The organism is Actinocrispum sp. NPDC049592, from assembly GCF_040675465.1.
GTDB lineage: Bacteria > Actinomycetota > Actinomycetes > Mycobacteriales > Pseudonocardiaceae > Kibdelosporangium.
Genome location: NZ_JBFAPA010000001.1, coordinates 457,153 through 479,695, shown reverse-complemented (window position 1 = coordinate 479,695; position 22,543 = coordinate 457,153). Strand labels below are relative to the sequence as shown.

General features: G+C 68.5%; 22 protein-coding genes and 1 tRNA gene. 8 read left to right on the top strand and 15 right to left on the bottom strand.

All coding sequences use genetic code 11. The features are described from left to right. The first annotated feature begins 158 nt into the window (after positions 1-158). On the top strand, positions 159-995 hold the full coding sequence (locus AB0J95_RS02245) for a metal ABC transporter permease (protein WP_364751128.1): 837 nt from the start codon (positions 159-161) through the stop codon (positions 993-995). Here AB0J95_RS02245 and AB0J95_RS02240 read toward each other — a convergent pair. After that, complete coding sequence (locus AB0J95_RS02240; RefSeq protein WP_364751126.1) at positions 984-2,177, bottom strand: DUF445 domain-containing protein; 1,194 nt, start codon at positions 2,175-2,177, stop codon at positions 984-986. The two genes, AB0J95_RS02245 and AB0J95_RS02240, sit on opposite strands and share 12 nt — an antisense overlap. 10 nt (positions 2,178-2,187) lie before the next feature. Beyond that, positions 2,188-3,123: an oxygenase MpaB family protein gene (locus AB0J95_RS02235; RefSeq protein WP_364751123.1), complete on the bottom strand. Its 936-nt coding sequence runs from the start codon at positions 3,121-3,123 to the stop codon at positions 2,188-2,190. Positions 3,124-3,271: 148 nt separating this feature from the next. On the opposite strand from AB0J95_RS02235, the gene AB0J95_RS02230 reads away from it, so the two are divergent. Continuing rightward, on the top strand, positions 3,272-4,006 hold the full coding sequence (locus tag AB0J95_RS02230; protein ID WP_364751120.1) for an SDR family oxidoreductase: 735 nt from the start codon (positions 3,272-3,274) through the stop codon (positions 4,004-4,006). Here the strand turns inward: AB0J95_RS02230 and AB0J95_RS02225 are convergent. The 7 genes from AB0J95_RS02225 to AB0J95_RS02195 all read right to left on the bottom strand — a co-directional run bounded on the left by AB0J95_RS02225 (position 4,003) and on the right by AB0J95_RS02195 (position 10,186). Beyond that, the gene (locus tag AB0J95_RS02225; protein WP_364751117.1) at positions 4,003-5,436 is read right to left on the bottom strand and encodes an MBOAT family protein; all 1,434 of its coding nucleotides are present in this window, start codon (positions 5,434-5,436) and stop codon (positions 4,003-4,005) included. The two genes, AB0J95_RS02230 and AB0J95_RS02225, sit on opposite strands and share 4 nt — an antisense overlap. Before the next feature lie 68 nt (positions 5,437-5,504). Further along, a complete protein-coding gene (rlmB, locus tag AB0J95_RS02220) occupies positions 5,505-6,473 on the bottom strand; it encodes a 23S rRNA (guanosine(2251)-2'-O)-methyltransferase RlmB (protein ID WP_364751114.1) in 969 nt (322 codons plus the stop codon). A 1-nt stretch (position 6,474) separates the two neighbouring features. Then, positions 6,475-7,866, bottom strand: coding sequence for a cysteine--tRNA ligase (cysS, locus tag AB0J95_RS02215; protein WP_364751111.1), 1,392 nt, complete (start codon positions 7,864-7,866; stop codon positions 6,475-6,477). Between the two features lie 34 nt (positions 7,867-7,900). Continuing rightward, on the bottom strand, positions 7,901-8,566 hold the full coding sequence (locus AB0J95_RS02210) for an HAD family hydrolase (RefSeq protein ID WP_364751108.1): 666 nt from the start codon (positions 8,564-8,566) through the stop codon (positions 7,901-7,903). A 47-nt stretch (positions 8,567-8,613) separates the two neighbouring features. Next, positions 8,614-9,090: a 2-C-methyl-D-erythritol 2,4-cyclodiphosphate synthase gene (ispF, locus tag AB0J95_RS02205; RefSeq protein WP_364751106.1), complete on the bottom strand. Its 477-nt coding sequence runs from the start codon at positions 9,088-9,090 to the stop codon at positions 8,614-8,616. Then, entirely contained in the window at positions 9,087-9,644 is a 558-nt protein-coding gene (locus AB0J95_RS02200; RefSeq protein ID WP_364751103.1) for a 2-C-methyl-D-erythritol 4-phosphate cytidylyltransferase, read from the bottom strand. The genes ispF and AB0J95_RS02200 overlap by 4 nt, the downstream gene beginning before the upstream one ends. Before the next feature lie 47 nt (positions 9,645-9,691). Continuing rightward, positions 9,692-10,186, bottom strand: coding sequence for a CarD family transcriptional regulator (locus AB0J95_RS02195; protein ID WP_033392499.1), 495 nt, complete (start codon positions 10,184-10,186; stop codon positions 9,692-9,694). A gap of 294 nt (positions 10,187-10,480) precedes the next feature. Between AB0J95_RS02195 and AB0J95_RS02190 the strand changes: the two genes are divergently transcribed. Together AB0J95_RS02190 and radA are read left to right on the top strand one after the other, a co-directional pair. After that, positions 10,481-11,221, top strand: a complete 741-nt coding sequence (locus AB0J95_RS02190; protein ID WP_364751100.1) for a hypothetical protein — start codon at positions 10,481-10,483, stop codon at positions 11,219-11,221. Between the two features lie 30 nt (positions 11,222-11,251). Further along, positions 11,252-12,619: a DNA repair protein RadA gene (radA, locus tag AB0J95_RS02185; protein ID WP_364751097.1), complete on the top strand. Its 1,368-nt coding sequence runs from the start codon at positions 11,252-11,254 to the stop codon at positions 12,617-12,619. Here the strand turns inward: radA and AB0J95_RS02180 are convergent. The 4 genes from AB0J95_RS02180 to AB0J95_RS02165 all read right to left on the bottom strand — a co-directional run bounded on the left by AB0J95_RS02180 (position 12,609) and on the right by AB0J95_RS02165 (position 18,438). Continuing rightward, positions 12,609-13,499: a hypothetical protein gene (locus AB0J95_RS02180; protein WP_364751094.1), complete on the bottom strand. Its 891-nt coding sequence runs from the start codon at positions 13,497-13,499 to the stop codon at positions 12,609-12,611. The two genes, radA and AB0J95_RS02180, sit on opposite strands and share 11 nt — an antisense overlap. Next, on the bottom strand, positions 13,496-14,020 hold the full coding sequence (locus AB0J95_RS02175) for a sigma-70 family RNA polymerase sigma factor (protein WP_364751092.1): 525 nt from the start codon (positions 14,018-14,020) through the stop codon (positions 13,496-13,498). Before AB0J95_RS02175 ends, AB0J95_RS02180 begins: the two co-directional genes overlap by 4 nt. A 395-nt stretch (positions 14,021-14,415) precedes the next feature. Next, positions 14,416-16,947: a trehalose-phosphatase gene (gene otsB / locus AB0J95_RS02170; protein ID WP_364751089.1), complete on the bottom strand. Its 2,532-nt coding sequence runs from the start codon at positions 16,945-16,947 to the stop codon at positions 14,416-14,418. 66 nt (positions 16,948-17,013) lie between these two features. After that, positions 17,014-18,438, bottom strand: a complete 1,425-nt coding sequence (locus AB0J95_RS02165) for a trehalose-6-phosphate synthase (RefSeq protein ID WP_364751086.1) — start codon at positions 18,436-18,438, stop codon at positions 17,014-17,016. Positions 18,439-18,635: 197 nt separating this feature from the next. Here AB0J95_RS02165 and AB0J95_RS02160 point away from each other — a divergent pair. Beyond that, positions 18,636-18,708 (top strand) — tRNA-Thr (locus tag AB0J95_RS02160). A 212-nt stretch (positions 18,709-18,920) separates the two neighbouring features. On the opposite strand, the gene AB0J95_RS02155 is transcribed toward AB0J95_RS02160, so the two are convergent. Next, positions 18,921-19,529 (bottom strand): TetR/AcrR family transcriptional regulator, encoded by a 609-nt coding sequence (locus tag AB0J95_RS02155; RefSeq protein ID WP_364751083.1) that lies wholly within the window; start codon positions 19,527-19,529, stop codon positions 18,921-18,923. A gap of 66 nt (positions 19,530-19,595) precedes the next feature. Then, positions 19,596-19,901 (bottom strand): DUF4326 domain-containing protein, encoded by a 306-nt coding sequence (locus AB0J95_RS02150; protein WP_364751080.1) that lies wholly within the window; start codon positions 19,899-19,901, stop codon positions 19,596-19,598. A gap of 112 nt (positions 19,902-20,013) precedes the next feature. Here AB0J95_RS02150 and AB0J95_RS02145 point away from each other — a divergent pair, with 112 nt between their 5' ends. The 3 genes from AB0J95_RS02145 to AB0J95_RS02135 all read left to right on the top strand — a co-directional run bounded on the left by AB0J95_RS02145 (position 20,014) and on the right by AB0J95_RS02135 (position 22,477). Further along, positions 20,014-20,412, top strand: a complete 399-nt coding sequence (locus AB0J95_RS02145; protein WP_364751077.1) for a hypothetical protein — start codon at positions 20,014-20,016, stop codon at positions 20,410-20,412. Positions 20,413-20,495: 83 nt separating this feature from the next. Continuing rightward, positions 20,496-21,245, top strand: a complete 750-nt coding sequence (locus AB0J95_RS02140) for an Abi-alpha family protein (RefSeq protein ID WP_364751074.1) — start codon at positions 20,496-20,498, stop codon at positions 21,243-21,245. Further along, positions 21,242-22,477 carry a DUF445 family protein gene (locus AB0J95_RS02135; RefSeq protein WP_364751072.1) on the top strand — a complete coding sequence of 412 codons (1,236 nt, stop codon included), beginning with the start codon at positions 21,242-21,244 and terminating at the stop codon, positions 22,475-22,477. The genes AB0J95_RS02140 and AB0J95_RS02135 overlap by 4 nt, the downstream gene beginning before the upstream one ends. The last annotated feature ends 66 nt before the right edge of the window (positions 22,478-22,543 follow it).

The following is a 22,543-nucleotide window of genomic DNA, read 5'->3' as shown; positions in this document are numbered from 1 at the left end:
CGACTTGGCCGCGCCGATCATTTACGCCTCGCGACACGCCCGGCATCGCCCCGCCCGGCTGGTCGCCTGATCGAGAGCGATGCCGGTCGCGTGGCGCGAGGTGGAAATGATCGGCTTCCGGCGGCCAAGTCCGTCGGAGCGCAGCGAGGACCATTGACATGAACAAGTTCTTCGACTTCGACAAGACCCTCGAGGTGCTCCAGTACGCCTTCGTGCGGGATGCGTTGCTCGCTGCGGCCATCTTGGGTCTGCTGGCTGGGATCCTGGGGCCGTTGATCGTCAGCCGGAACATGGCGTTCTCCGTGCACGGCACGAGCGAACTCGCGGTCACCGGTGGTGCGGCGGCGCTGTTGATGGGGATCGGGGTCGGCTACGGCGCGCTGGCCGGGTCGATCGTGGCCGCGCTGGTGCTGGGTCTGTTGTCCCGCCGGTCCACCGAGACGGACTCGGTGATCGGTGTCGTGCTCGCGTTCGGGCTCGGGCTCGGCGTGTTGTTCCTGTGGATGTACCCGGGGCGCGCGTCGAACAAGTTCGGCCTGCTGGTCGGGCAGATCGTGAGCGTGGACTTCGCGTCGATCCTGCTGCTGTCGGTGTGCGCGGTGGTTGTGCTCGGCGTGCTCGCCGTGATCTACCGGCCGTTGATGTTCGCTTCCGTGGACCCGGATGTGGCTCGGGCGCGTGGCGTGCCGACTGGCGCGTTGTCGCCGATTTTCGCTGTGCTCGTCGGGGTCGCGACCGCGCTGGGCGTGCAGACCGTTGGGGCGCTGCTGGTTCTGTCGTTGATGGTCACGCCCGCGGCCGCCGCCTGCCGGATCACCGCGAACCCGTTGCGCGCGACGATCCTGTCGGTGGTGTTCGCCGAGGTTTCCGTGCTGGGCGGAATCATTCTCTCGCTGGCGCCTGGGGTTCCGGTGAGCGCGTTCGTCACCGCGATCTCGTTCCTGATCTACCTGGGGGCGCGGCTGTTCGCGAAGGTCCGGGTCTCAGCGCACTAGCAGGTGCACCTGCAGCTCGCCGACCAGGAACCCGATCACCGCGCCGACCGCGATCAGCTTCCACTCGTCCTGCCGGAACGCGGGCCGCAGCAGCTCCTCATACTCCACACGGGACAGATCGTTCATCTTGCGCGCGATGGTGTTCCCGACGTCGAGCGCCTCGGTGAGGTACTCCTGAGCCTGCAGCACGGTCTGCGGAAGCGTTGCCATCGCTTGGTTCGCGGCCTCACGCTTCATCTTCAGCAGCTGCTGTTCGCCGATCACCCGCCGCGCGATCCCGGCCTGCGCGTCCACCGTCTCCCAGACCACCCGGCGCACCAACGCTTCCAGCCGGTCCGCGCGCGGGCTGTTGAGCACCGCGGCCATGATGTTGGGCACGGTCATCACCTCGCGGGCGACCAGATCCCCGTACTGGCGCGCCACTTCGTCCCGGCGCCGCTGGAAGATCCCTTGGAACGGAACGACTCCGAGGATCCGCTTGCGCTCCCGCGGGAAGAACACGAGCTTGATCGCCAGCCAGTCGGTGACCCAGCCGATGCCCGCGCCGAACAGCGGCAGGATGATCGGGTCCTTGCTGAACGCCCACACCACGGTCTGGACGAGGCCGAGGACGAAGCCGAAGTAGATGCCGCTGCGGGCGATGAACCGCATCTCCGGCTGGGAGATGTCCTTGACCAGCCGGACCATCAGCCGCCGGTCGCGCCGCAGCGTGTCGACCGCGAGCTCCTTGAGGTCCAGCAGGTGGTCGATGTTGTCGTGGACCTCCTCGACCAGTCGGCGGACCGCTTCCGGCGCGCCCGCCTGGACCTGTTTGACCACAACGTCCTGCGCGAGCGCGGGCATCGTGTCCCAGAGCGCGGGGTGGTTGCGGGCGATGATGTCCCGCGCGATCCGGTCGATCTGGAGTAGCAGCGCGGTTTCCAGCTCGCGGGTGAGCCGGTCCGGGTCGACCCGGGCGAACACCTCGCGGGCGTCGATCAGCTTGCTGGTGAGCAGCTCCACCGCGATCCGGATGGTGCGCTCGGCGTTGCGCGGCACCACACCCTGCCAGCCGATGAACGTCCCCCTGATGCCGACGAACTCGATCGGCCGGAACATCATCTCGATGGCGATCCGTTTGGTGACGTAGCCGAGGGCGGCCGCGACGAACGGCATCGCCACATAGACCGCCCAGTCCGTCACAGCCCGGACCCTAGTGGATGGACACGGCCGCCGCAGGCGCTGAGGCTCGTTTCACCGCTTGGGTTTTGATGATCGACGGGCCCACCGCGTCCCGCAGCAGCTGCAGCATCACGCGCATCGAACGACGGGTGATCATCTGCTCGACGGGGTTGGTGTGCAGCCGGTACAACTTGGCGGCCCAGCCGGGCAGCAGGTCGAACGCGGCCTTGCTGAGGATCCGGCTGCCGGCGCGGGCGGCGTTGGTGGGGCCGAAGGGATGCGCGAAGAACGCCACCGCCCCGGCGGTCTCCTCGGAGTAGGTCAGCCTGGGGCGCATCATCCGGAAGTATTCGTCCACTTCGGACGCTGTTTTGGGAACGCCGGTGGCGCCGAGCATCTCGGTGATGACAGCGTATTCGGCGTAGTACTGGTCCACTCCGGCCTTGTCGACGGGCTTAGGGTGGTAGCGCAGGTGCGCCTGGATGATGCCGTGCGCCTGCGTAACACCGGTCCAGATCAGGTTCTCCGACGCGGTGGCGGAGTACGGGCGGCCGTCGGGCATCGTGCCCTGGACGTGTTTGTGCATGCGCCGCACGGTGAGCGCCATCTTCTCGGCCACCGGCGTGCTCGCGAAGGCCATCGCGTTGACGAACGAGACCGTCCTGCCTAACCGCCCCGCGGGGTCGTCCTTGTAGACGGAGTGCTTGTTGGTGCCGTGCATGGTCGGCTCGTGCAGGGACCCCAGGATCAACCCCATCACGCCACCGATCACGCCGCACGGGTCGTCGTGCACGTACCAGATCGCCGAGTCCGGCCCGAACAGCCCGGGGTCGCCGGGCGGGTCGGTGTACTGCTCGCCGGGCAACGAGTCGGAGTTCAGCGCCTTCGCCCACGAGCTCGCTATCCCACGCTTGAGCGTGCCCATCGTCGCCAGGTCGCCGAGGTCCAACAGCCGCGTGGTCAGCACCTGCGCCTCCTGAGCCGGGAGTGAGACAAAAAGACCGACTTGTTCCAATGTCTCGCAGGTGATCCTTCTTGTCAATGAATTGTGGCCCTCGAACGCGCGGTCGGAAAGCCGCCGGACTACCCAGCCGACAGGCCCTTTCATGGTTGCCATGAACAACATCGAAGGCAGGGTGGCGCTGGTCACCGGGGGCAGCAGGGGGATCGGTGCGGCGGTGGCGGTGCGGCTGGCGCAGGACGGCGCGGACATCGTGCTGACCCATTCCAACAGCGCGGCGCAGGCCGCGGAGGTGGTCGAGTCGGTGAAGGCCGTGGGGCGGCGGGCGCTGGTGGTCCAGACCTCGGACTCCGCCAGTGTGGTCGGGGCGGTCGAGGCCGCGGTGGCGGAGTTCGGGCGGTTGGACATCCTCGTGAACAACGCGGGGGTGGCGGCGTTCGGCGCGATCGGCGAGCTGACCGGCTCGGACTTCGACGAGGTCGTGGACATCAACGTGAAGGCGCCGTTCCTCGCGGCGCGAGCGGCGGCCAACGTCCTGGGCGAGGGCGGCCGGATCGTCAACATCGGCAGCTGCGCGGCCACCCGGGTGACCGGTCCGGGCTACGCGGTCTACTCGTTGAGCAAGTCCGCGCTGGTCGGCCTCACCAAGGCGCTCGCCCGCGACCTCGGCCCCCGCGGCATCACCGCCAACCTCATCCACCCCGGCCCCATCGACACCGCGATGAACCCCGCCGACAGCCCGGTCGCCGACGAGAACCGCAGCCACACCGCCCTCGGCCACTACGGCGAATCCGCCGACATCGCCGCCGCGGTGTCCTATTTGGCCGGTGACAGCGGCCGGTACGTCACGGGAGCGGAGATCGCCGTCGACGGCGGTTACACAGCTTAGAACTGGTAGTAGAGGAACGGGCTGAAGGTGCCCGAGGCGACCAGGAGGGCCGCGTAGGCCACACCGGCGGTCATCACGCCAACGCGCAGGATCGTGGCCGGGAGGCTGCGGGACGACTCGATCAGCGGACCGGCCACGGGCTGCGCGGGCATGAACAGGATCGCCATGGCCGCCAACAGGATGAACAGCCGCTGGTTGGTCAGGGCCGTGGTGACCGCGTCGGTCAGACCCGTGAAGTCGGGCAGGAACATGTGGCCGACCATGGTCAGGGCGCTGGGCAGGTCACTCGACTTGAAGTACACCCAGCCGATGACCACGAGGAACATCGTGAGCGCGCGGCGGGCGATGCGGGGCCGGCGTTCGGTGGGCGCGTCCTCCAGGTGGAAGCCGCGCTCGATGATCAGCAGCGCGCCGTGGTAGATGCCCCACACCAGGAACGTCCAGTTCGCGCCGTGCCAGAACCCGGTGAGCACGAACACGACGCACAGGTTCCGGTAGGTCCGGGCGGCGCCGTGCCGGTTGCCGCCCAACGGGATGTACACGTAGTCGCGGAACCACCGGGACAGCGACATGTGCCAGCGCCGCCAGAACTCGGTGATGGTGACGCTGGAGTACGGCCGCGCGAAGTTCTCCGGCAGCCGGAAGCCGAGCATCCGGCCGAGTCCGATCGCCATGTCCGAGTACCCGGAGAAGTCGAAGTACAGCTGCAGCGTGTACCCGATCGCGCCCAGCCACGCGACCGCGAACGTCATCTTGTCCGCGGGCGTGGCGAAGCACGCGTTCACCATGGGGGACAACGAGTCGGCGATGATCGCCTTCTTGCACAGCCCCAGCGCGAACCGCGGGAACCCGGCGGCGATGTCGTCCAGCCGGTGGCTGCGCTGCTGCGGCAGCTGGTCGGAGATCTCCCGGTAGCGCACGATCGGGCCGGCGATCAGCTGCGGGAACATCGCGATGTACGTCACGAATGACACCGGGTTGCGCAGCGCCAGCCGCTCGCCGCGGTACACGTCCACGACGTACGAGATGTGGTGGAAGGTGAAGAACGAGATCCCGATCGGCAGCAACAGGTGCGTGACCGGGAAGTCCCCGCCGAACAGGTGCGCGAGCGCCGCCAGCTGCTCGGTCGCGAACCCCGCGTACTTCCAGATCACCAGCACGGTCAGGTCGACCCCGACCACCCCGATCAGCAGCTGCTTGCGCCGGGAGTGGTTGCGGTCCCACTGGTCGGGCTCCAGGAACGGGCCGGCCACGAAGTTGACCACCATGGTGATCAGCAGGATCCACGTGTCCGAACCGGCCGCGGTGGCGTAGAAGAACAGGCTGGCCACCGCGATGATGCCGTTGCGCCAGGACCTGGGTGCGACGAGCACCGCCACGAGCACGAGCGGCGTGAAGTACCACAGGAACAGCGGGCTGGCGAAGGACATCGGAACCTCGTAGCGGGACAGGGCCAGCTGACCCTATCCGACCAGGCGGACCTGCGGTGACGCTTCGGCTAGATGCGCCCTGCTGTGCGGCGGCGGCGGGCGATCTCGGCGAGGACCACTCCGGCGGCCACGGAGGCGTTCAGCGACTCGACGCCGGCGGCCATCGGGATGGACACCGTTTCGTCGCAGCGTTCCCGCACCAGACGGCTCAGGCCACGGCCTTCGGAGCCCACCACGACCACGATCGGGCCGTTGGCGAGTTCCAGCTCGTCCACCGTGATGGTGCTGTCGGCGTCGAGGCCGACGACCATCAGGCCGGTGTCCGCCCAGTCCTTCAAGGTCCGGGTCAGGTTCGTGGCCACGGCGACCGGCAGGCGGGCGGCGGTGCCCGCGCTGGTGCGCCATGCGACCGCCGTGATCCCGGCGCTGCGGCGCTGCGGCACGACGACACCGTGGGCGCCGAAGGCCGCGGCCGACCGGATGATCGCGCCGAGGTTGCGCGGGTCGGTGACGCCGTCGAGGGCCACCAGCAACGCGTCCTCGCCGGAGTTCTTGGCGATCTCCAGCAGGTCGTCCGGGTGCGCGTACTCGTACGGCGGGATCTGCAGCGCGATGCCCTGGTGGGTGGCGTTGTGCGTCAACCGGTCCAGCTCGGGCCGGGAGACCTCCAGCACCGAGATGCCCCGGTCGGCCGCCAGCTGGACCGCGTCGTTGACCCGGTCGTCCGCGTCGATGCCGAGGGCCACGTACAACGCGGTCGACGGGACCTCGGCACGCAGACACTCCACGACGGGGTTGCGGCCCGCCACCAGCTCGGACGAGGGCGCCGAGTCCCGGCGCTCCGGCTTGCGCTGTTGCTGCTGAGCCGGCCGCGCGGCTGGCTTGCGGTACGCCTTGTGGTTGGGGCGGTCCTGCGCCTTGGGCGTCGGGCCCTTGCCCTCCAGGCCCTTGCGGCGCTGCCCGCCGGAGCCGACGACCGCCCCCTTTTTGGAGCCGGGCTTCCGCATCGCACCCTTACGCCTTGAGTTCCCGGCCACGCTAGCTGTCCTTCAACGTCCATAGTGGACCGTCGGGGGTGTCCTCGACGGTGATGCCGGCCGCGAGCAGGCGATCACGCACTACATCGGCGACGGCGAAGTTCTTGTCCTTGCGGGCCTTCTCGCGTTCCTCGAGCAGACCGTCCACAAGGGAGGCGAGCGCGTTGCGGTGCGCACCGTCCGTTGTGGACTCCTCGGACCACAGCCGCGACAACGGGTCCAGGCCCAGCACGCCCATCATCGCCCGCACCGACCCGGCGGCCGCGATCGCCTCGGCGTCCTGACCGGACGCCAGCGCGATGTTGCCCTCCCGGACAGCGGTGTGCACGGCCGCGATGGCCGCCGGGGTGCCGAGGTCGTCGTCCATCGCCGCGATGAACTCGGGGCTGAACGAGGCCGGCTCGACCGCGCCGAGCCGGCCGGCGACGTTGCGCAGGAACGTCTCGATCCGCCCGTACGCGGCCACCGCCTCGGCGAGCGCGGTCTTCGAGTACTCGATGGTCGACCGGTAGTGCGGGGTGACCAGGTAGTACCGCAGCTCGGGCGCGCGCACCGAGTTGAGCATCTCCGGGATGGCCACCACGTTGCCCAGCGACTTGCTCATCTTCTCGCCGGACATGGTGACCCAGCCGTTGTGCAGCCAGTAGTTCGCGAACTTGTCGCCCGCGGCGTGCGACTGGGCCTGCTCGTTCTCGTGGTGCGGGAAGATCAGGTCGATCCCGCCGCCGTGGATGTCGAACTCGCCGCCCAGGTACGTCGTGGCCATGGCGGAGCACTCGAGGTGCCAGCCGGGGCGCCCGTCGCCCCACGGGGTCGGCCAGGACGGCTCACCGGGCTTGGCAGCCTTCCACAACGTGAAGTCGCGGCTGTCCCGCTTGCCCTCGGCGGCGCTCTCGCCCTGCTGCACCTCGTCCGGCCGCTGCCCGGAAAGCGCGCCGTACTCCGGGAACGAGGCCACGGAGAAGTAAACGTCGCCGGCGGCCGCGTACGCGTGCCCGCGGTCGATCAGCCGTTGCATCAGCTCGATCATCTGCGTGACGTGCCCGGTCGCTCGGGGCATGTACGACGGCGGCAGGCAGCCCAGCGCCTCGTACGCGTCCTCGAACGCGCGCTCGTGCGTCTGTGCCCACTCCCACCAGGGCCGGCCCGCGGCGGCGGCCTTGGTCAGGATCTTGTCGTCGATGTCCGTGACGTTGCGCACGAGCAGGACGTCCAGACCACCGGCGGCCAGCCACCGGCGCAGCACGTCGTAGTTCAGCGCGCCACGGACGTGCCCGATGTGCGGGACGCCCTGAACTGTGGCCCCACACACGTAGATGGACGCCGTTCCGTTCCGCGAGGGGTGGAACTCCCTCGTGCTCCGGGTCGCGGTGTCATACAGGTGAAGGCTCACACAAGGATGGTACGGGCTGCCGCTAACCGATTCCTCACAGCCCGTGGGCGGCGAGCACGTCGAGCAACGCAGTTGGCCGCTGGTCAACGGGCAGCGGCTCGACTTCCGCGAAGGCGCACCCGATCCGCTCGGCGCCGCCGTCGGCCTCCCGGCTGTCACCGATCATGAGCACCTGCCCGGGCGGCACGCCGATGCGCTCACAGGCCACAGTGAACAGTCGCGGCTCCGGCTTGACCATGCCTTCCACGTACGACAGGACGAACGCGTCGACGTACTCGGCCGCGCCCACGTTCTCGAACACCGGCCGGATGTCCCACGCGATGTTGCTGACCACGCCGACCGGGATCCCGGCCTGTGCCACCGTTTTCAGCGCCGCCACGGTGTCCGGGTACGGACGCCAGCTCTCCGCGCCGAGCATGCTGTCGTACAGGAAGTCCGGGTTGCCGACACCGGACCCGCGCAGCACCGCCATGTACAGCTCGCGGTGCAGCGGCGGGTTGAGATCCCGTTGTTCCCAGTCGTCGTGCAGGTGCTCCGGCAGACCCACCGGCCGTCCGGTCGGGCCGGTCATCCGCCGCATGACCTCGGCCTGCGCCTCGCCGTTCATCGGACGGCCATCGACGTCGACCAGGCCGCTCAGATCCGGCTCGAGGCGAAACAACGTTCCGGAGAAGTCGAACAGGACACCGTGGATGCTCATACCGCCAGGCTACGGGGGCGATTGGTCCAGACCGCGCCGATCGAGGGTCAGTTCACCTGCCGGACGACCAGCGCTGTGGCGATCGCCGCGATCCCTTCACCCCGACCGGTCAGCCCAAGTCCGTCGGTGGTCGTGCCGGACACCGAGACCGGGCCGCCGATCGCCTCGGACAGCGCCCGCTGTGCCTCGTCACGGCGCTTGCTGATCTTGGGCGCGTTCCCGATGACCTGCACCGACGCGTTCCCCAGCTGGAACCCGGCCGCCTCGATCCGCCGCCGCACCTCGGTCAGCAGCTCAACGCCGTGCGCGCCCTGCCAGCGCGGATCGCCGGTCCCGAACACCGCCCCCAGATCACCCAGACCCGCCGCGGCGAGAACAGCGTCACACAACGCGTGCGCGGCGACGTCACCGTCGGAGTGCCCGGCGCAGCCGTCGGCGCCATCCCAGCGCAAGCCGGCCAGCCAGCACTCCCGCCCGGCCTCGACGGGATGCACGTCCGAACCGGTGCCAACGCGTGGGATCACGGCGTCACGGTAGCGACGTCGAACGCCGTCCTGATGCGCAGGCCTTGCGGGTGCCCCGGCACTGTGGTCAGTGCGACGCCGAGCCCAGCAGGCAGCGGGCCCTCCGCGGCCTGTAGCAGTTCTGTAGTCACACCGAGAGGGGACTGCATGACACGTATCCCGGACCGGTCGCGGGTGCCGAGGATCCGGCCTTCCTCGTCGACATCTTTGACCGTGTCCGTCAGCGGCAGCACCGGAACGACCGCCTGAGCCCCTCGCTCCAGCTCCGCCACCACCGCTTTTATCACCTCGGGCGGCGTCGCCGCACGGGAGGCCTCGTGCACGAGCACGTACCGGGTGTCTGGCAAGATCCGCATCACCTCGGCGAGACCGGCTCGCACGCCGCCTATGACGACACTCACGTGATCGGTCACGGGCTGCGTCAGTGGATCAGGAGTACAAATAAAAACGTGCCGCACGCAGCCCGCGTCGAGCAGGCCACGCACGGCACGCTTGGTGAGTGAGATGCCATGCACGGAAGTAGCCGGAATCACGAGCGCGACGGCACTGTTCATCGCGTCCGAGGACTCTTTCCGCCTGTGTTGTTGTCTGCGGTGTGTGTTCAGACCGCCGCGGCTGTGGCCAGGACCTCGTCGAGGAGGACTTCCGCCTTGTCCTCGTCGGTGCCCTCGGCCAGCGCCAGTTCGCTGACCAGAATCTGCCTCGCCTTGGCCAGCATCCGCTTCTCGCCCGCGGACAGGCCACGGTCCTTCTCACGCCGCCAGAGGTCTCGCACCACTTCGGCCACCTTGTTCACATCGCCGGAGGCGAGCTTCTCGAGGTTGGCCTTATACCGCCGTGACCAGTTGGTCGGCTCCTCGGTGTGAGGAGCACGCAGAACATCGAAGACTCGGTTGAGACCTTCCTGACCCACGACGTCCCGCACGCCTACGATCTCGGCGTTGTCAGCAGGCACGCGAACCGTGAGATCACCTTGCGCGACCTTGAGAACGAGGTACTTCTTCTCCTCGCCCTTGATCACGCGGGTCTCTATTGCTTCGATGAGAGCGGCACCGTGGTGCGGGTAGACGACGGTCTCTCCGACCTTGAAAACCATGTGTCCTCTGCCCCTTTCGCTGACCCTATTCTAACACGTCCCGCAATCCCCCTCAGCTCGGCTCGAAACGGGTAAGCGCAGGTCAGCGGCACCAGTATGGACCGCATGGGGGTTGACAAAATACCGGCAACCATGCTGCGGGAGGCGGAAAAACGATCTTGTCAAGCCCGGTTTCGATCCACAGTGGACGACCGGTGGCCGGTGCGGGCGAGGCGCCGGAAGCTCAACCACGGCGGCCGGATACGCTTCGGCGGCAGACGGGCCGTAATGCGTTCCCAGGAAGGACCGGCAACCGTGAGTCGAGCACGACTGAACTCCACCGGATGGCTGCGCGTCGCCCCGGCGGCCGTGGGGCTCGCGCTGGCGCTCGCCGGCTGCGGGGCCGGCCAGATCGCCCAGACCTCCGGGATGGAACCCGCGGTGAACGGCGGTACCGGCCAGGCAGGCACCATCGCCATCCGCGATGTCCGGCTCGCATATCCGCAGGACGGCGTCTACCGCTCTGGTGCGGACGCGGTCGTCGAGGGCGTCATCGTGAACACCGGGCAGGCCGACGACCAGCTGGTCGGGGTCACCAGCCCGGCCGGTGAGGCCGAGATCACCGGTGACCGCAAGCTGCCCGCGGGCACGTCCCTCGTGATCGCCCCCGGCTCAGGCGGCACGACGAAGTCGTCCTCCTCGTCGTCTTCATCGTCGGCGACCGTGACGACGACCACGACGCCCAGCGCCCCGTCCGGTTCGGCCACGCCGCCTTCGGCCTCGGGTGGTGCTTCTGGCAGCGCGTCCGGCAGTGCTTCTTCTGGCAGCGCCTCGGGTAGCGCCGCCACGACCACGAGCGCGCCGACCACCACCAGCTCGACGCAGCCGGTGGTCATCGGCAAGATCAACATTGTCATCACCGGCCTGACCCAGGACATCGTCTCCGGCAAGACGATCGAGATCACCTTCGTGTTCGCCAGTGGCCAGGCCACGGTGACCGTGCCGATCGCCACGCCGACCACGCCACGCCAGGCCCCGGTCGAAGAGTCGCCCTGAACTGTCGGCGGTGACCGCTAGGTTGCTGCCGTGGTGAAAAAGGCGGGGCCGTCGTACCGGTGTGGTGAGTGCGGTGCGATCGCGCCCAAGTGGTTCGGCCGGTGCCCGGAGTGCCAGGCGTGGGGGACGATCGACGAGGTCGCGACGGCCAGCCCGGCGCTGGCCAGGATCGTCGCGGGCGCGCCGAGCTCGCCCGCGCGCCCGATCGCCGAGGTCGACGTCGAGTCCGCGCGCGCTGTGGTCACCGGCGTACCCGAGCTGGACCGTGTGCTCGGCGGCGGCCTGGTGCCGGGTGCGGTGGTGTTGCTCGCGGGTGAGCCCGGGGTGGGCAAGTCGACGCTGTTGCTGGAGGTCGCCTACCAGTGGGCCTCGCGCGAGGGCTCGCCCGGGCGTTCGCTGTACATCACCGGTGAGGAGTCGGCGGGCCAGGTCCGGCTGCGTGCGGAGCGGACCGGGAACGTCCACCAGGAGATGTACCTGGCCTCGGAGAGCGACCTCGCGACCGTGATCGGGCACGTCGACGCGGTCAAGCCGACCATGCTCGTCATCGACTCCGTGCAGACCATGTCGTCGCCCGCTGTCGACAGTTCCGCTGGTGGGGTGACGCAGGTTCGCGCGGTGACCGCGGGCCTGGTGGCGCTGGCGAAGGAACGCGGGCTGCCGGTGATCCTCGTCGGGCACGTCACCAAGGAGGGCTCGGTCGCCGGTCCGCGCGTGCTCGAGCACCTCGTGGACGTGGTGCTGCAGTTCGAGGGGGACAAGTACTCGTCGCTGCGGCTGGTGCGTGGGGTGAAGAACCGGTTCGGCCCGGCGGACGAGGTCGGCTGCTTCGAGATGGTCGAGGATGGCATCCTCGGCGTGCCCGATCCTTCCGGGATCTTCATGAGCCAGCGGAACATCGGCGTTGCGGGTACTGCCATCACAGTCATCACCGAGGGCAAACGGGCTCTGCTGGGGGAGGTTCAGGCTCTGGTGGCCTCGTCGGACCTGCCTATGCCCCGGCGTGCCGTGAACGGGTTGGAGTCGTCACGGGTGGCCAAGGTGCTTGCCGTTCTGGAGCGCCGGGCGAGTCTGCCGTTGGGGAAGTCAGACGTTTTCGCCGCGACCGTGGGCGGGATGCGGATCGTCGAGCCCGCGGGCGATCTTGCTTTGGCGATGGCTGTTGCCAGCGCGAAGCTCGACATTCCGTTGCCGCCGGACATGGTGATCATTGGTGAGGTCGGGCTCGCCGGTGAGGTGCGGCGGGTGGGCAATGTCGGGCGGCGGTTGTCCGAGGCTTCGCGGCTGGGGTTCAAGCGGGCGCTCATTCCGCCGGACTCCGGGCGGCTGCCTTCGGATATCCGGGCGACCGTGGTGCCGGATCTGCGGACCCTCGTGGACACCCTGTCTAAGAAGTAGCGCCGAGGGCGTTCACTTCGGTCCAGTGGATCACTGTCTCCTGTGTGGTGAAGCCGGTGATGCGGGTTCCGATGAGGTCGCCGGTTTCCGGGTCGGCCAGGAGTTCGTGGGTGGTGGCGTTCTTCGGGTCCGCTGGGTTGTCGGTGATCGCGTAGCTGGTCGCTGGGCGGCCGTCTCTGGTCTTCGCGGTCGTCTCTTTGACCTCTGGGCGGGTTTTCAGGGCCGCGTAGAGCGCCGTGCGGAGGTCTTTGGGGGCTGGGTGGGCCAGGACGGCTTCCACCGCGTCTATGACCGCTGAGGGCGGTCCCAGGACCTCGTTGGTGATCTTTTCGTTGAGCTCCGTGGGGGTGCGGGGGAGGGCGTTCACGAACGCTTCCGTTGGCTCGAGCCAGTTGCCTTTCATCGGGAAGAAGTCGCCGTTGGGGGCTTCGAAGGTTCCCTCCCATTTGGACAGACCCGAGACCAGGTGCGGCAGGGGTGGGTCTGCCGGCAGCGGCCCGTCTGGCGTTCCGGTGCGGACATCCCTGCTGAGGCGCCAGGTTTGGGTGCGGTCACTGGGGATCCACATGCGCCAGTAGCCGACGTTGTCGCCGCCTATCGTGCTTGTGATCAGATCGCCTTGTGCGCCCGGGACTGGGGTGCCGTATTGCTGCTCGTCCATGTAGAGGTAGAGGTAGAGGGCATGGGCCGCGGGGGTGGTTGTTCTGTTGTTGAGGGCAGCTGCCCCTATCGTTACCACTACGACCGCTGCTGCCACCAGCCACAGCTTTGGGGTCTTTCCCGTTCTTGCCTGTAGGCGCGCTTTGCCTTGGTGGAAGGCGGCTTCGGTCATTTCCGGGATGTCGTCGCGGAACTTCGTCAGCTGGTCGTCGGGGTTCATTTCCGCGGCTCCAGGTGGTTGCGGAGGGCTGTTCGGGCGCGGTGGAGGCGGGTTCTCGCGGTTACCGGGTCGATGTTGAGCGCTTCGGCCGCCTCGGCTGGGCGCAGGCCTGCCCACGCGACGAGCAGGAGTACGTCGCGTTCCTCAGGGCGTAGTTCGGCGAGTGCCGTGCCTAGATCTCGTTGGGCGTCCACCCGGATTGCTACAGCTTCGGTTCCGTCGTGGACTACGGGTCTGGCTGCCTCACGTGCTGTGGCTCTTAGGCCGCGCACTTCGCTGCGCGCGTGTTTGCGTAGGAGGTTTGTGGCGATGCCGTAGAGCCATGACTTCACGGTGGCGCGGGCGGGTTCGTAGCGGTGGCGGTGTTCCCATGCAGCTAGGTACGTCTCTGCTACCAGGTCGTCTGCCGTCGTTGGGTCCAGTCGGCGTGCTAGGTATCGGTGCAGGTCTCGGGCGTGTTCGTCGTAGAGGCGTTCCAGGACTGCGGGCGCGTCGGCTCCGCTTAGGTCTGGCCTCTCCATCGTCACATCCGCTATTACCCGGTGGGGGGTTTAACGTTCCCGGGTCTTGAGAGTGCGCTCGCCGCGCGGCAGGCCGCCAAGAGGGGCAGGGGATCCTTCGGATCCTTGTGGGCTGGGTGCGTGCCCTCTCCCTCCCGTATGGCCTGCCGGAGGTAATCACCTGTGATGAGGCTTCGTCCAGGCCATACGGGAGGGAGAGGACATGAGGGCCTTCCTTGTGGCGCGAGCACGCGCAAACACCCGCAGCGCACCCCCTCCGCGTCCCCCGCCCCCTTTCGCCCACCGTTCCCGCCCACCTTGCCCTGCTCCCGCCGCCCCGCCTGGCCCCGGTCCCAGACATGGCGAAGGCCGGGCCGCCAAGCGGCCCGGCCTTGCTGTTCGGTTCGGTGTGCTGGTCAGTCGCTGGCGCTCAGCAGCTGTGCGCAGCGGATCAGGCCCAGGTGGCTGTAGGCCTGGGGGTGGTTGCCGAGGGAGCGTTCGGCGATGGGGTCGTATTCCTCGGGGAGGAGGCCGGTGGGGCCGGCGCAGTCGACCATCTGCGCGAAGAGGTCTTCCGCTTCTGTCCTTCGGCCGCAGAGGAGGTAGGCCTCGATCATCCACGCCGCGCAGAGGTGGAAGCCGCCCTCGTTGCCCGGGAGGCCGTCGTCGCGGTGGTAGCGGTAGACGGTGGAGCCGCTGCGCAGTTCCGCCTCGATGGCGCTGACCGTGGCGCCGAACCGTTCGTCGGAGGGGTCGATCAGGCCCGAGAGGCCGACGAACAGGCTGGCCGCATCTAGGTCAGTGCCGTCGTATGCCGTGGTGAAGGACTTGACCTCTTCGTTCCAGCCGCGGGTGAGGACGCTCTCCGCGATCTTGTCGCGCAGCGCGTGCCATTCGGGGCTCGGCTGCCGCCCGTAGGTCTCCGCGAGGGTGATGGCGCGGTCGATGGTCAGCCAGCACATGACCTTGGAGTACACGTGGTGGCGGGGGCGGTGGCGCTCCTCCCAGATGCCGTGGTCGGGCTCTTCCCACCGGCGCGTCACGGCCTCGGCCATCGCGCAGGTCATCTTCCAGTCGTCGTCGGTGAGCTTGCCGCGCGCGAGCGACAGGGCCGCCACGAGGTCGACGACGGGTCCGAACACGTCGAGCTGGACCTGCTGGTTGGCGAGGTTGCCGACGCGCACGGGCCGTGAACCCGCGTAGCCCGGGAGGGTGTCGATGACGGCTTCGGGGCCGAGGCCGGTGCCGGCGATCGTGTACAGCGGGTGCAGGCGCTCGGGGCCTGGGACGGTGGCGAGTACGCCGTGGACCCAGTTGAGGAACGCCTCGGCCTCGGAGGTGGAGCCGACCGAGACCAGCGCCTTGGCGGTCAACGCGCCGTCACGCAGCCAGCAGTAGCGGTAGTCCCAGTTGCGGATGCCGCCGATCTCCTCGGGCAACGAGGTGGTCGCGGCCGCCATGATGCCGCCGGTCTCGCTGTGGCACAGGCCGCGCAGGGTCAACGCCGAGCGTGCGACGAGGTCCCGCTCGACCTCCGGCAACGTCAGGGTGGCCAGCCACTCGGACCAGTACGCGTTCGCGCGTGCCTTGCGCTCCGGCTCCGGCACGGTGTTCGGCTGGAGGTCATCGGTGCCGCACCGCAGTTCCAGCAGGATCGGCTCGCCGTTGGGCGCGACGACCGCACGCGCGGTGTCGTGCATACCGTCGGAGCTGATCTCCCAGTCGACACCGGGGGAGTACAACGCCATGGGGTCGGACGTACCGACCACACGCAGGCCATTGGTGTCCTTGACCAGCTTCACCGGGACCTGGCCGAACTCCGGCCGCGGCGCGAAGTCCAGCACCGCGCGGCTGCTGCCGGTGATCACGCGGATGAGGTCGGTCCGGTGCGGCTGTGGGTAGTGCTCCAGGTAGTCCGTGACCAACAGGCCTGACCACCGTGTCTCAACAGTCATGGTGCCCGGCAGGTACCGCTGGCCCAACGGCAGACCGCCACGCTCCGGGGTGACCGACAAGTGCCCGGCGGACGGGCCGCCCAGCAGGTCGGCGAACACCGCGGCGGCGTCCGGCTCCGGGTGACACAGCCAGGTGACGCGGGCCTCGGGGGTCAGCAGCGCGACCGAACGCTCGTTGGCCAGCATGGTCAGCCGCTCGATCGGCGTGGCCTGCTCGCCGTACAGCCAGTTCCGCCGCTCCTCCAGCAGGAACGCCAGCATGCTGGCGACCGCCATGGTGTCGGCGATCCGGTACTCGGCCAGCGTCTCGCCGAGACCGACCTTCACCCCCAGGTCCGGGCCGGACAGCCGGGCGAACGCCTTCTCGTCGGTCACGTCGTCGCCGACGAAGATCGCGGCAGTGGCGCCGACCTGGTGGCGCAGGACGTCCAGCGCGTGGCCCTTGTCGGTCTGCACGACCGCCATCTCGACGACGGCCTTGCCCTCGGTGACCTGGATGCCGTCCCACAGGCACGGCCCCTCACGCAGGGCGGCGACGATCCGCTCGGCCACCTCCGGCTCGGCCCGGCGCACGTGCACCGCGACGCTGGCCGGCTTGACCTCCAGGTGCACGCCCGGCACGCCCTCGGTCAGCCGGATCAGCTCGGCCTCCAGCCTGCCGTGCAGCTCGCGGGCCGGGCCGTTGAGCGAGTGCACGAACCCGATGTCGAACTCCGAGCCGTGGCTGCCGACCAGGTGCACCTCGGACGGCAGGCGGGACATGGTCGCCAGGTCCCGCAGGGCACGGCCGGAGATCACCGCCGTGGTGGTCTCGTGCAGGCCCGCCAGCGACCGCAGCGCGCCCACCGACTCCGGCTGCGGCCGGGCCTTCTCGGGGTCTTCGACGATCGGTGACAGAGTGCCGTCGTAGTCGCATGCGACCAGCAGCCGCGGGGTGCGGGCCAGCTGAACGATCGCCCGTCGCAGTTCTGCGGGGAGAGCCTCGGCGGTCACGCCTTCTCCTCGTGCTCCAGCGTGGCAGCCATTGCCACTAAGCGAAATTTTCCGATCTGAACTGATTCAGTTCAACCCCTGCGACCCCAGAGCCTCAAGGAACGACCGAGCCCAACGGTCAACGTCGTGAGTGAGGACTTGACGTCGCAGAGCGCGCATCCTACGGCGGCCCTCGGCAGGGTCGATCGTTAGGGCCGCATGCAGCGCATTCTTCACCCCATCAAGATCATGAGGGTTGACCAGGAACGCGCTGGTGAGTTCGGCGGCGGCACCGGCGAACTCGGACAGCACGAGCGTGCCGCCCAGGTCGTGCCGGCACGCGACGTACTCCTTGCAGACCAGGTTCATGCCGTCCCGGACCGGCGTGACCACCATGACGTCCGCGGCCGAGAAGAAGGCCACCAGCTCACGGCGGTCCACCGACTGGTGCAGGTAGTGCACGACCGGGTGACCCACCCGGGCGAACTCCCCGTTGATCCGGCTCACGACCTGCTCGATCCCGGCCCGCATGCGTTGATAATGCTCGACCCGCTCGCGGCTCGGGGTCGCCAGTTGGACCATGGTGACCTCGTCCGGATCGATCCGGCCCTCCATCAGCAGCTCGTGCAGCGCATGCAGGCGCACGTCGATGCCCTTGGTGTAGTCCAGCCGGTCGACCCCCAGCAGGATCTTGCGAGGGTTGCCCAGGTCGGCACGGATCTGCTGGGCCCGCTGGATGACGTCACGCTTGCGGGCCATCCCGTCCAGCCCGGCCGAATCGATCGAGATCGGGAACGCGCCGACCCGCACCGGCCGGTCCCCCACATGGATCAGACCGGGCCTGGTCCGCACCCCGACCGCCGCCCGGCTCGGCTCCAGACCGACCAACCGCCGCGCCAGCCAGAGGAAGTTCTGCGCACCACCCGGCCGGTGGAACCCGACCAGGTCAGCGCCGAGCAGGCCGCGCACGATCTCAGTACGCCACGGCAGCTGCATGAACAGCTCGACCGGCGGGAACGGGATGTGCAGGAAGAAACCGATCCGCAGATCCGGCCGCTGCTCCCGCAGCAGAGCGGGCACCAGCTGCAGCTGGTAGTCCTGGATCCACACGGTCGCACCCGGCTCCGCGATCGCGGCCGTGGCCTCGGCGAACCTGTGGTTGACCTTCACATACGAGTCCCACCACGCCCGGTCGAACACCGGCGCCTCGACAACGTCGTGGTAGAGCGGCCACAACGTCGCGTTCGAGAAACCCTCGTAGTAGTCCCTGACCTCGGTGGCCGACAACGTGACGGGCGCCAGCCGCAGGCCGTCGTCCTCGAAGTCGTCGACATCCACATCGGCCACCCCAGGCCACCCCACCCACGCCCCCTTACGGGACCGCAGGAACGGCTCAAGCGCGCTGACCAGGCCACCAGGACTGTGCTTCCAGCGCTCCGTGCCGTCCGGCGCACGATCGAGGTCGACCGGCAGCCGGTTGGCCACCACAATGAAATCCGCACCACTGTTCACCGGGAGAGAGCCTCCTTGTGATGACACTGCCATCAAGACAGTAGTCAGTTAGTCCGCACGGCGCGTCCGGCAAACGGTCGGGTGGCAAGTGTCACGTCAGGTCATACCCGAAACCAACCCGGCTATGCCCCTAGTGGCCCGCGCCACAAGAGCCGGTGTGCAAAGCCAGTGGACCCACTGCTTACGATGAACGAGTCGCCGGTGTAGCTCAATTGGCAGAGCACTCGCCTTGTAAGCGAAAGGTTACGGGTTCGAGTCCCGTCACCGGCTCCTTGGTGGCCCCTGCTCGGTGCTCGCTGTGCTCGCGCCTTCGCAGGGGCGTCGCCGGATCGTGTTGGGGGGCCGAGCCCCCCAGACCCCCCACGGCCGCCTGCGGCGGCGTTGCCTACCAGCGTGGTGGCGCGCTGCGCGCGTAGCTCGACAGATTGGTGGGCTCGCGTGGTGCGCGTAGCCGGGCTGGCCGCCCGTCTTGACAGGCATATTCACGCCGAGCTTCGTGCTGGGGTGCTTACTGCTGGCGTGGGGTCAGGTGCTGTGGGGAGGAGGTGGTTGAGGAGGCGGACTAGTTCGGTTTCCACTCGATCGAGTGGTTGGAAGGTTCGCTGGGCTCTGGCCATTACTACCGCTCCCTCGATCGCTGAGACGATCAGGGTGGCTACTGGGTAGGCGCGTTCGGTTGGGATTCCTTGGTCTGTCAGGACTTCGGTGATGATCTCGGTCCAGCGGACGAGGGCTTCGGCGGCCGCCTGGTGTGCCTCGGGGGACTCGTCGTCGGCGAGGGCGGCGGCCAGAACGGCGCAGCTGATCCCGAACTCCGAGCCCATTTCTTTGCGCCAGAAGGAGAACAGCATCCGCACCAGGGCTACCGGGTCGTTCGCGGCGGTGCGCAGCTTGCGGTTGATCACCGTGCCCGCCCAGCGGGTGGCCTCCTCCGCCAGCTGGCTCTTGCCGCCTGGGAAATGGTGGTAGATCGAACCTCGGGGGGCTCCGCTGTGCTCGATCACGTCCGCGAGCGATGTTCCGGCGATCCCCCGCTCGCGGATCAGCAGGGTCGCGCTCACGATCATGTTCTTGCGAACGTCACCGGCCATCCGGACACCCTACTATGACGACCGTCATAGTGGAGGCTCTGTGGACAGCGCACAGTGGCCGTAGTGCTACTGGTTGTCGGCCAGCTCGGCCAGGATCTCGGCGTGACAGGGTAACGGGACGCACCAGCAGCCCAGCCGGTGTCCCCGTAGCTCCGGCAGTTTGGCCAGCAGGTCGGGCCGGCCCATGAGCCACTCCCGGTAGCGGGCCATGACCTCCTCGCGCGTGCCGTCCTTGCCGGGGCGGAACGGGTTGGCGAACGGAGAGCCGTCCAGGTGCCAGCCGCCCCGGTGCATCGCACGCCCGACGTAGACGACGTCGCTGTAGTCAGGGTCGCCCTGATGCCCCTTGAGGTTCACCACGGTGGTCGCCATCAGCCGACCGTACTGCCCACGAACGCCGTCGGCCCGGAACTGTCGGTGGTGGGTGCTAAACAAGATCCAGCCGGGTGGCTGCCGTGAGCCCGGCTTCGGGGAGGAGAACCACATGAAGGTGCTAGTCGCGACGGCGCGGACACAGGGGGAACGGGAAGGGGATTTCAACTGGTGCGTCGAGGGAGAGCTGGTGTGGATCGGCCTGGTCTGCGCGAGCGACCAGGCCGATCCGGACGGCGGCCGCTGTGGCTGCGGCCGGTCGTTCGGCGGGCTGAACTCCCATCGGGGCACCACCACGGCGATGGTGCGTGACCTGCCCGGGTTCACCCACGCCGACTACGTCGAGGCGCTGCGCTCCAGCCTGGAGCAGCAGGGCTGGCCGCCCGGGCTCGCCGAGTCCGAGGCGGACGAGCTGCTCGAGCTGGCGCGGTACTGGCCGCCCGGCACGGTGGTGGAAAGACGCCTGGACACCATCAGCGTGCGCGTGTTCGCGGGCCACGAGCGGAGGTGAGCACGACACCGGAGAACCTCAACCCAACCCGTTGACCAGCGTGGACGGCCACGACGTGTGATACACCTGTGATCCTGTGACGGGTGGGAGGCGTTGTGGCGCAGGAGCGTGACGGGGTCGACCGGGTGGTCGAACAGGCCGGACGGGTCGCCGGCTGGCTGGCGCGCGCGAGCTGGCAGGCGGCGGCCCGGCTGCCCGGCGGCGAGGCCGTGCAGCGGCAGTTCCGCAAGGCCGAGCGGGCGGTGCTGGACCAGATGCGCCGCCAGCTCGACGAGGTCGACGAGGAGGGCACACTCAGCGGCCGGCTCGTCGCCCCAGCGGCGCCGCTGGTGCTGGACGGCCAGGTCGACCCGTTGCGCACGCAGATGGCCGAGCTGCTGCGGCTGTCCACCGAGATGGACCGTGAGCACAGCCGGGAGTACATCTTCACCGCGATCATCCGCCAGCTGTTCCCGGACGAGGCGCGGATCCTGTCCGCGCTCTCGGACGGCACCCCGTATGCGCTCGTGCACGTCGCTGCCCGTGCGGCCCTGGGTGGGCCGCAGCGGATCGTGCTGCGCAACGCGTCCGCGGTGGGCAAGGCCGCCGGGGTGACCCTGCCCGACCTGGTGCCCAACTACGTCACCAGGCTGGAGCACATGGGGCTGGTCGAGATCGGCCCGGAGGACCCGGCGCTGTCGGTGCAGTACGACATCCTGCTGACCGACGACCGGGTGCGCGCGGCCGAGGAGGGGGTGCGCTCGGCAGGCAAGCTCAGCCCGCGGTTCGCCAGGCGCACGCTCCGGCTGTCCACTTTGGGCACCCAGTTCTGGGACGCGGTACGGCCGGGATGACGGAGATCCTCGAGGACTTCCAGCGCAACTGGCCGGTGTACCTGTCCATGCCGCTGATCGCGGCGCTGATCGGGTACGTCACGAAGGTCGTCGCCATCCGGATGATGTTCCGGCCGATCGAGTACACCGGCATCAGGCCGTTCCCCGGCTGGCAGGGCATCGTGCCGCGCAAGGCCGCCCGGATGGCCGCGATCGCCTGCGACACCATGACCGACCGGCTGATCTCGGCGGGCGAGGTGGTCAGCAGGCTGGACCCGGAGCGGGTGGCCAAGGAGCTGGAGCGGCCGCTGCTGGCCGCGGTCGACGAGATCACCAGGGAGATCGCGCACGAGTACGAGCCGGGGCTGTGGGACAGCCTGCCCCCGCAGGTGCGCGACCTGGTGGTGCGGCGGGTGCAGGCCGAGGCGCCCAAGGTGGTCAAGGCGATCCTGGCGAACATCCAGTCCGATGTGGACTCGGTGTTCGACCTCAAGGGCATGGTCGTGACGAACCTGGTGCGGGACAAGGAACTGCTCAACCGGATCTTCCAGGAGGCCGGCCGGCGGGAGTTCCAGTTCATCGCCCGCTCGGGGATCGTGTTCGGGTTCGTCATCGGCCTGGTGCAGATGGTGGCGTGGGCGACCCTGCGCTCGCCATGGGTGATGCCCATCTTCGGCGGCCTGACCGGCTGGTTCTCCGACTGGCTGGCGCTGAAGATGATCTTCCAGCCGCGCGAGCCGAAGCGCTACCTCGGGGTGTTCCGCTGGCAGGGACTGTTCCTCAAGCGCCGCAAGGAGGTCGCGGCCGACTACGGCGAGCTGATCGCCAAGGAGATCATCACCCCGCACAACGTGCTGGAGGCGGTGCTGCGCGGGCCGCTCGCCGACCGGTTGTTCGCGGTCGTCGAGCGCCAGGTGACCACCGCGCTGGACCGGCAGACCCGGATCGCGCGGCCGTTGATGGTATTAACAGTTGGCAGTCGGCGCTATCAGGAGATCAGGCACAGCGTCGCCGAGAAGGTGATGCGGCGGATGCCGGAGACGCTCGCGTTCATCGAGGACTACGCCGAAGAGGCGATGGATATCCGCAACACGCTGGTCCAGAAGATGCAGGAGCTGACCGCCGAAGAGTTCGAGCAACTGATCCGTCCGGCGTTCCAGCAGGACGAATGGATTCTGATCACGGTCGGCGCGGTGCTCGGGTTCGCGGTGGGCGAGCTTCAGGTCCTGCTGGTGGAGAACCTGGCCCACTGATGGCCGCCCGCTGTTATCGGTATGTCAGTATTGCTAACGGTTAGCGGAAACGCGCCGATCGACCGG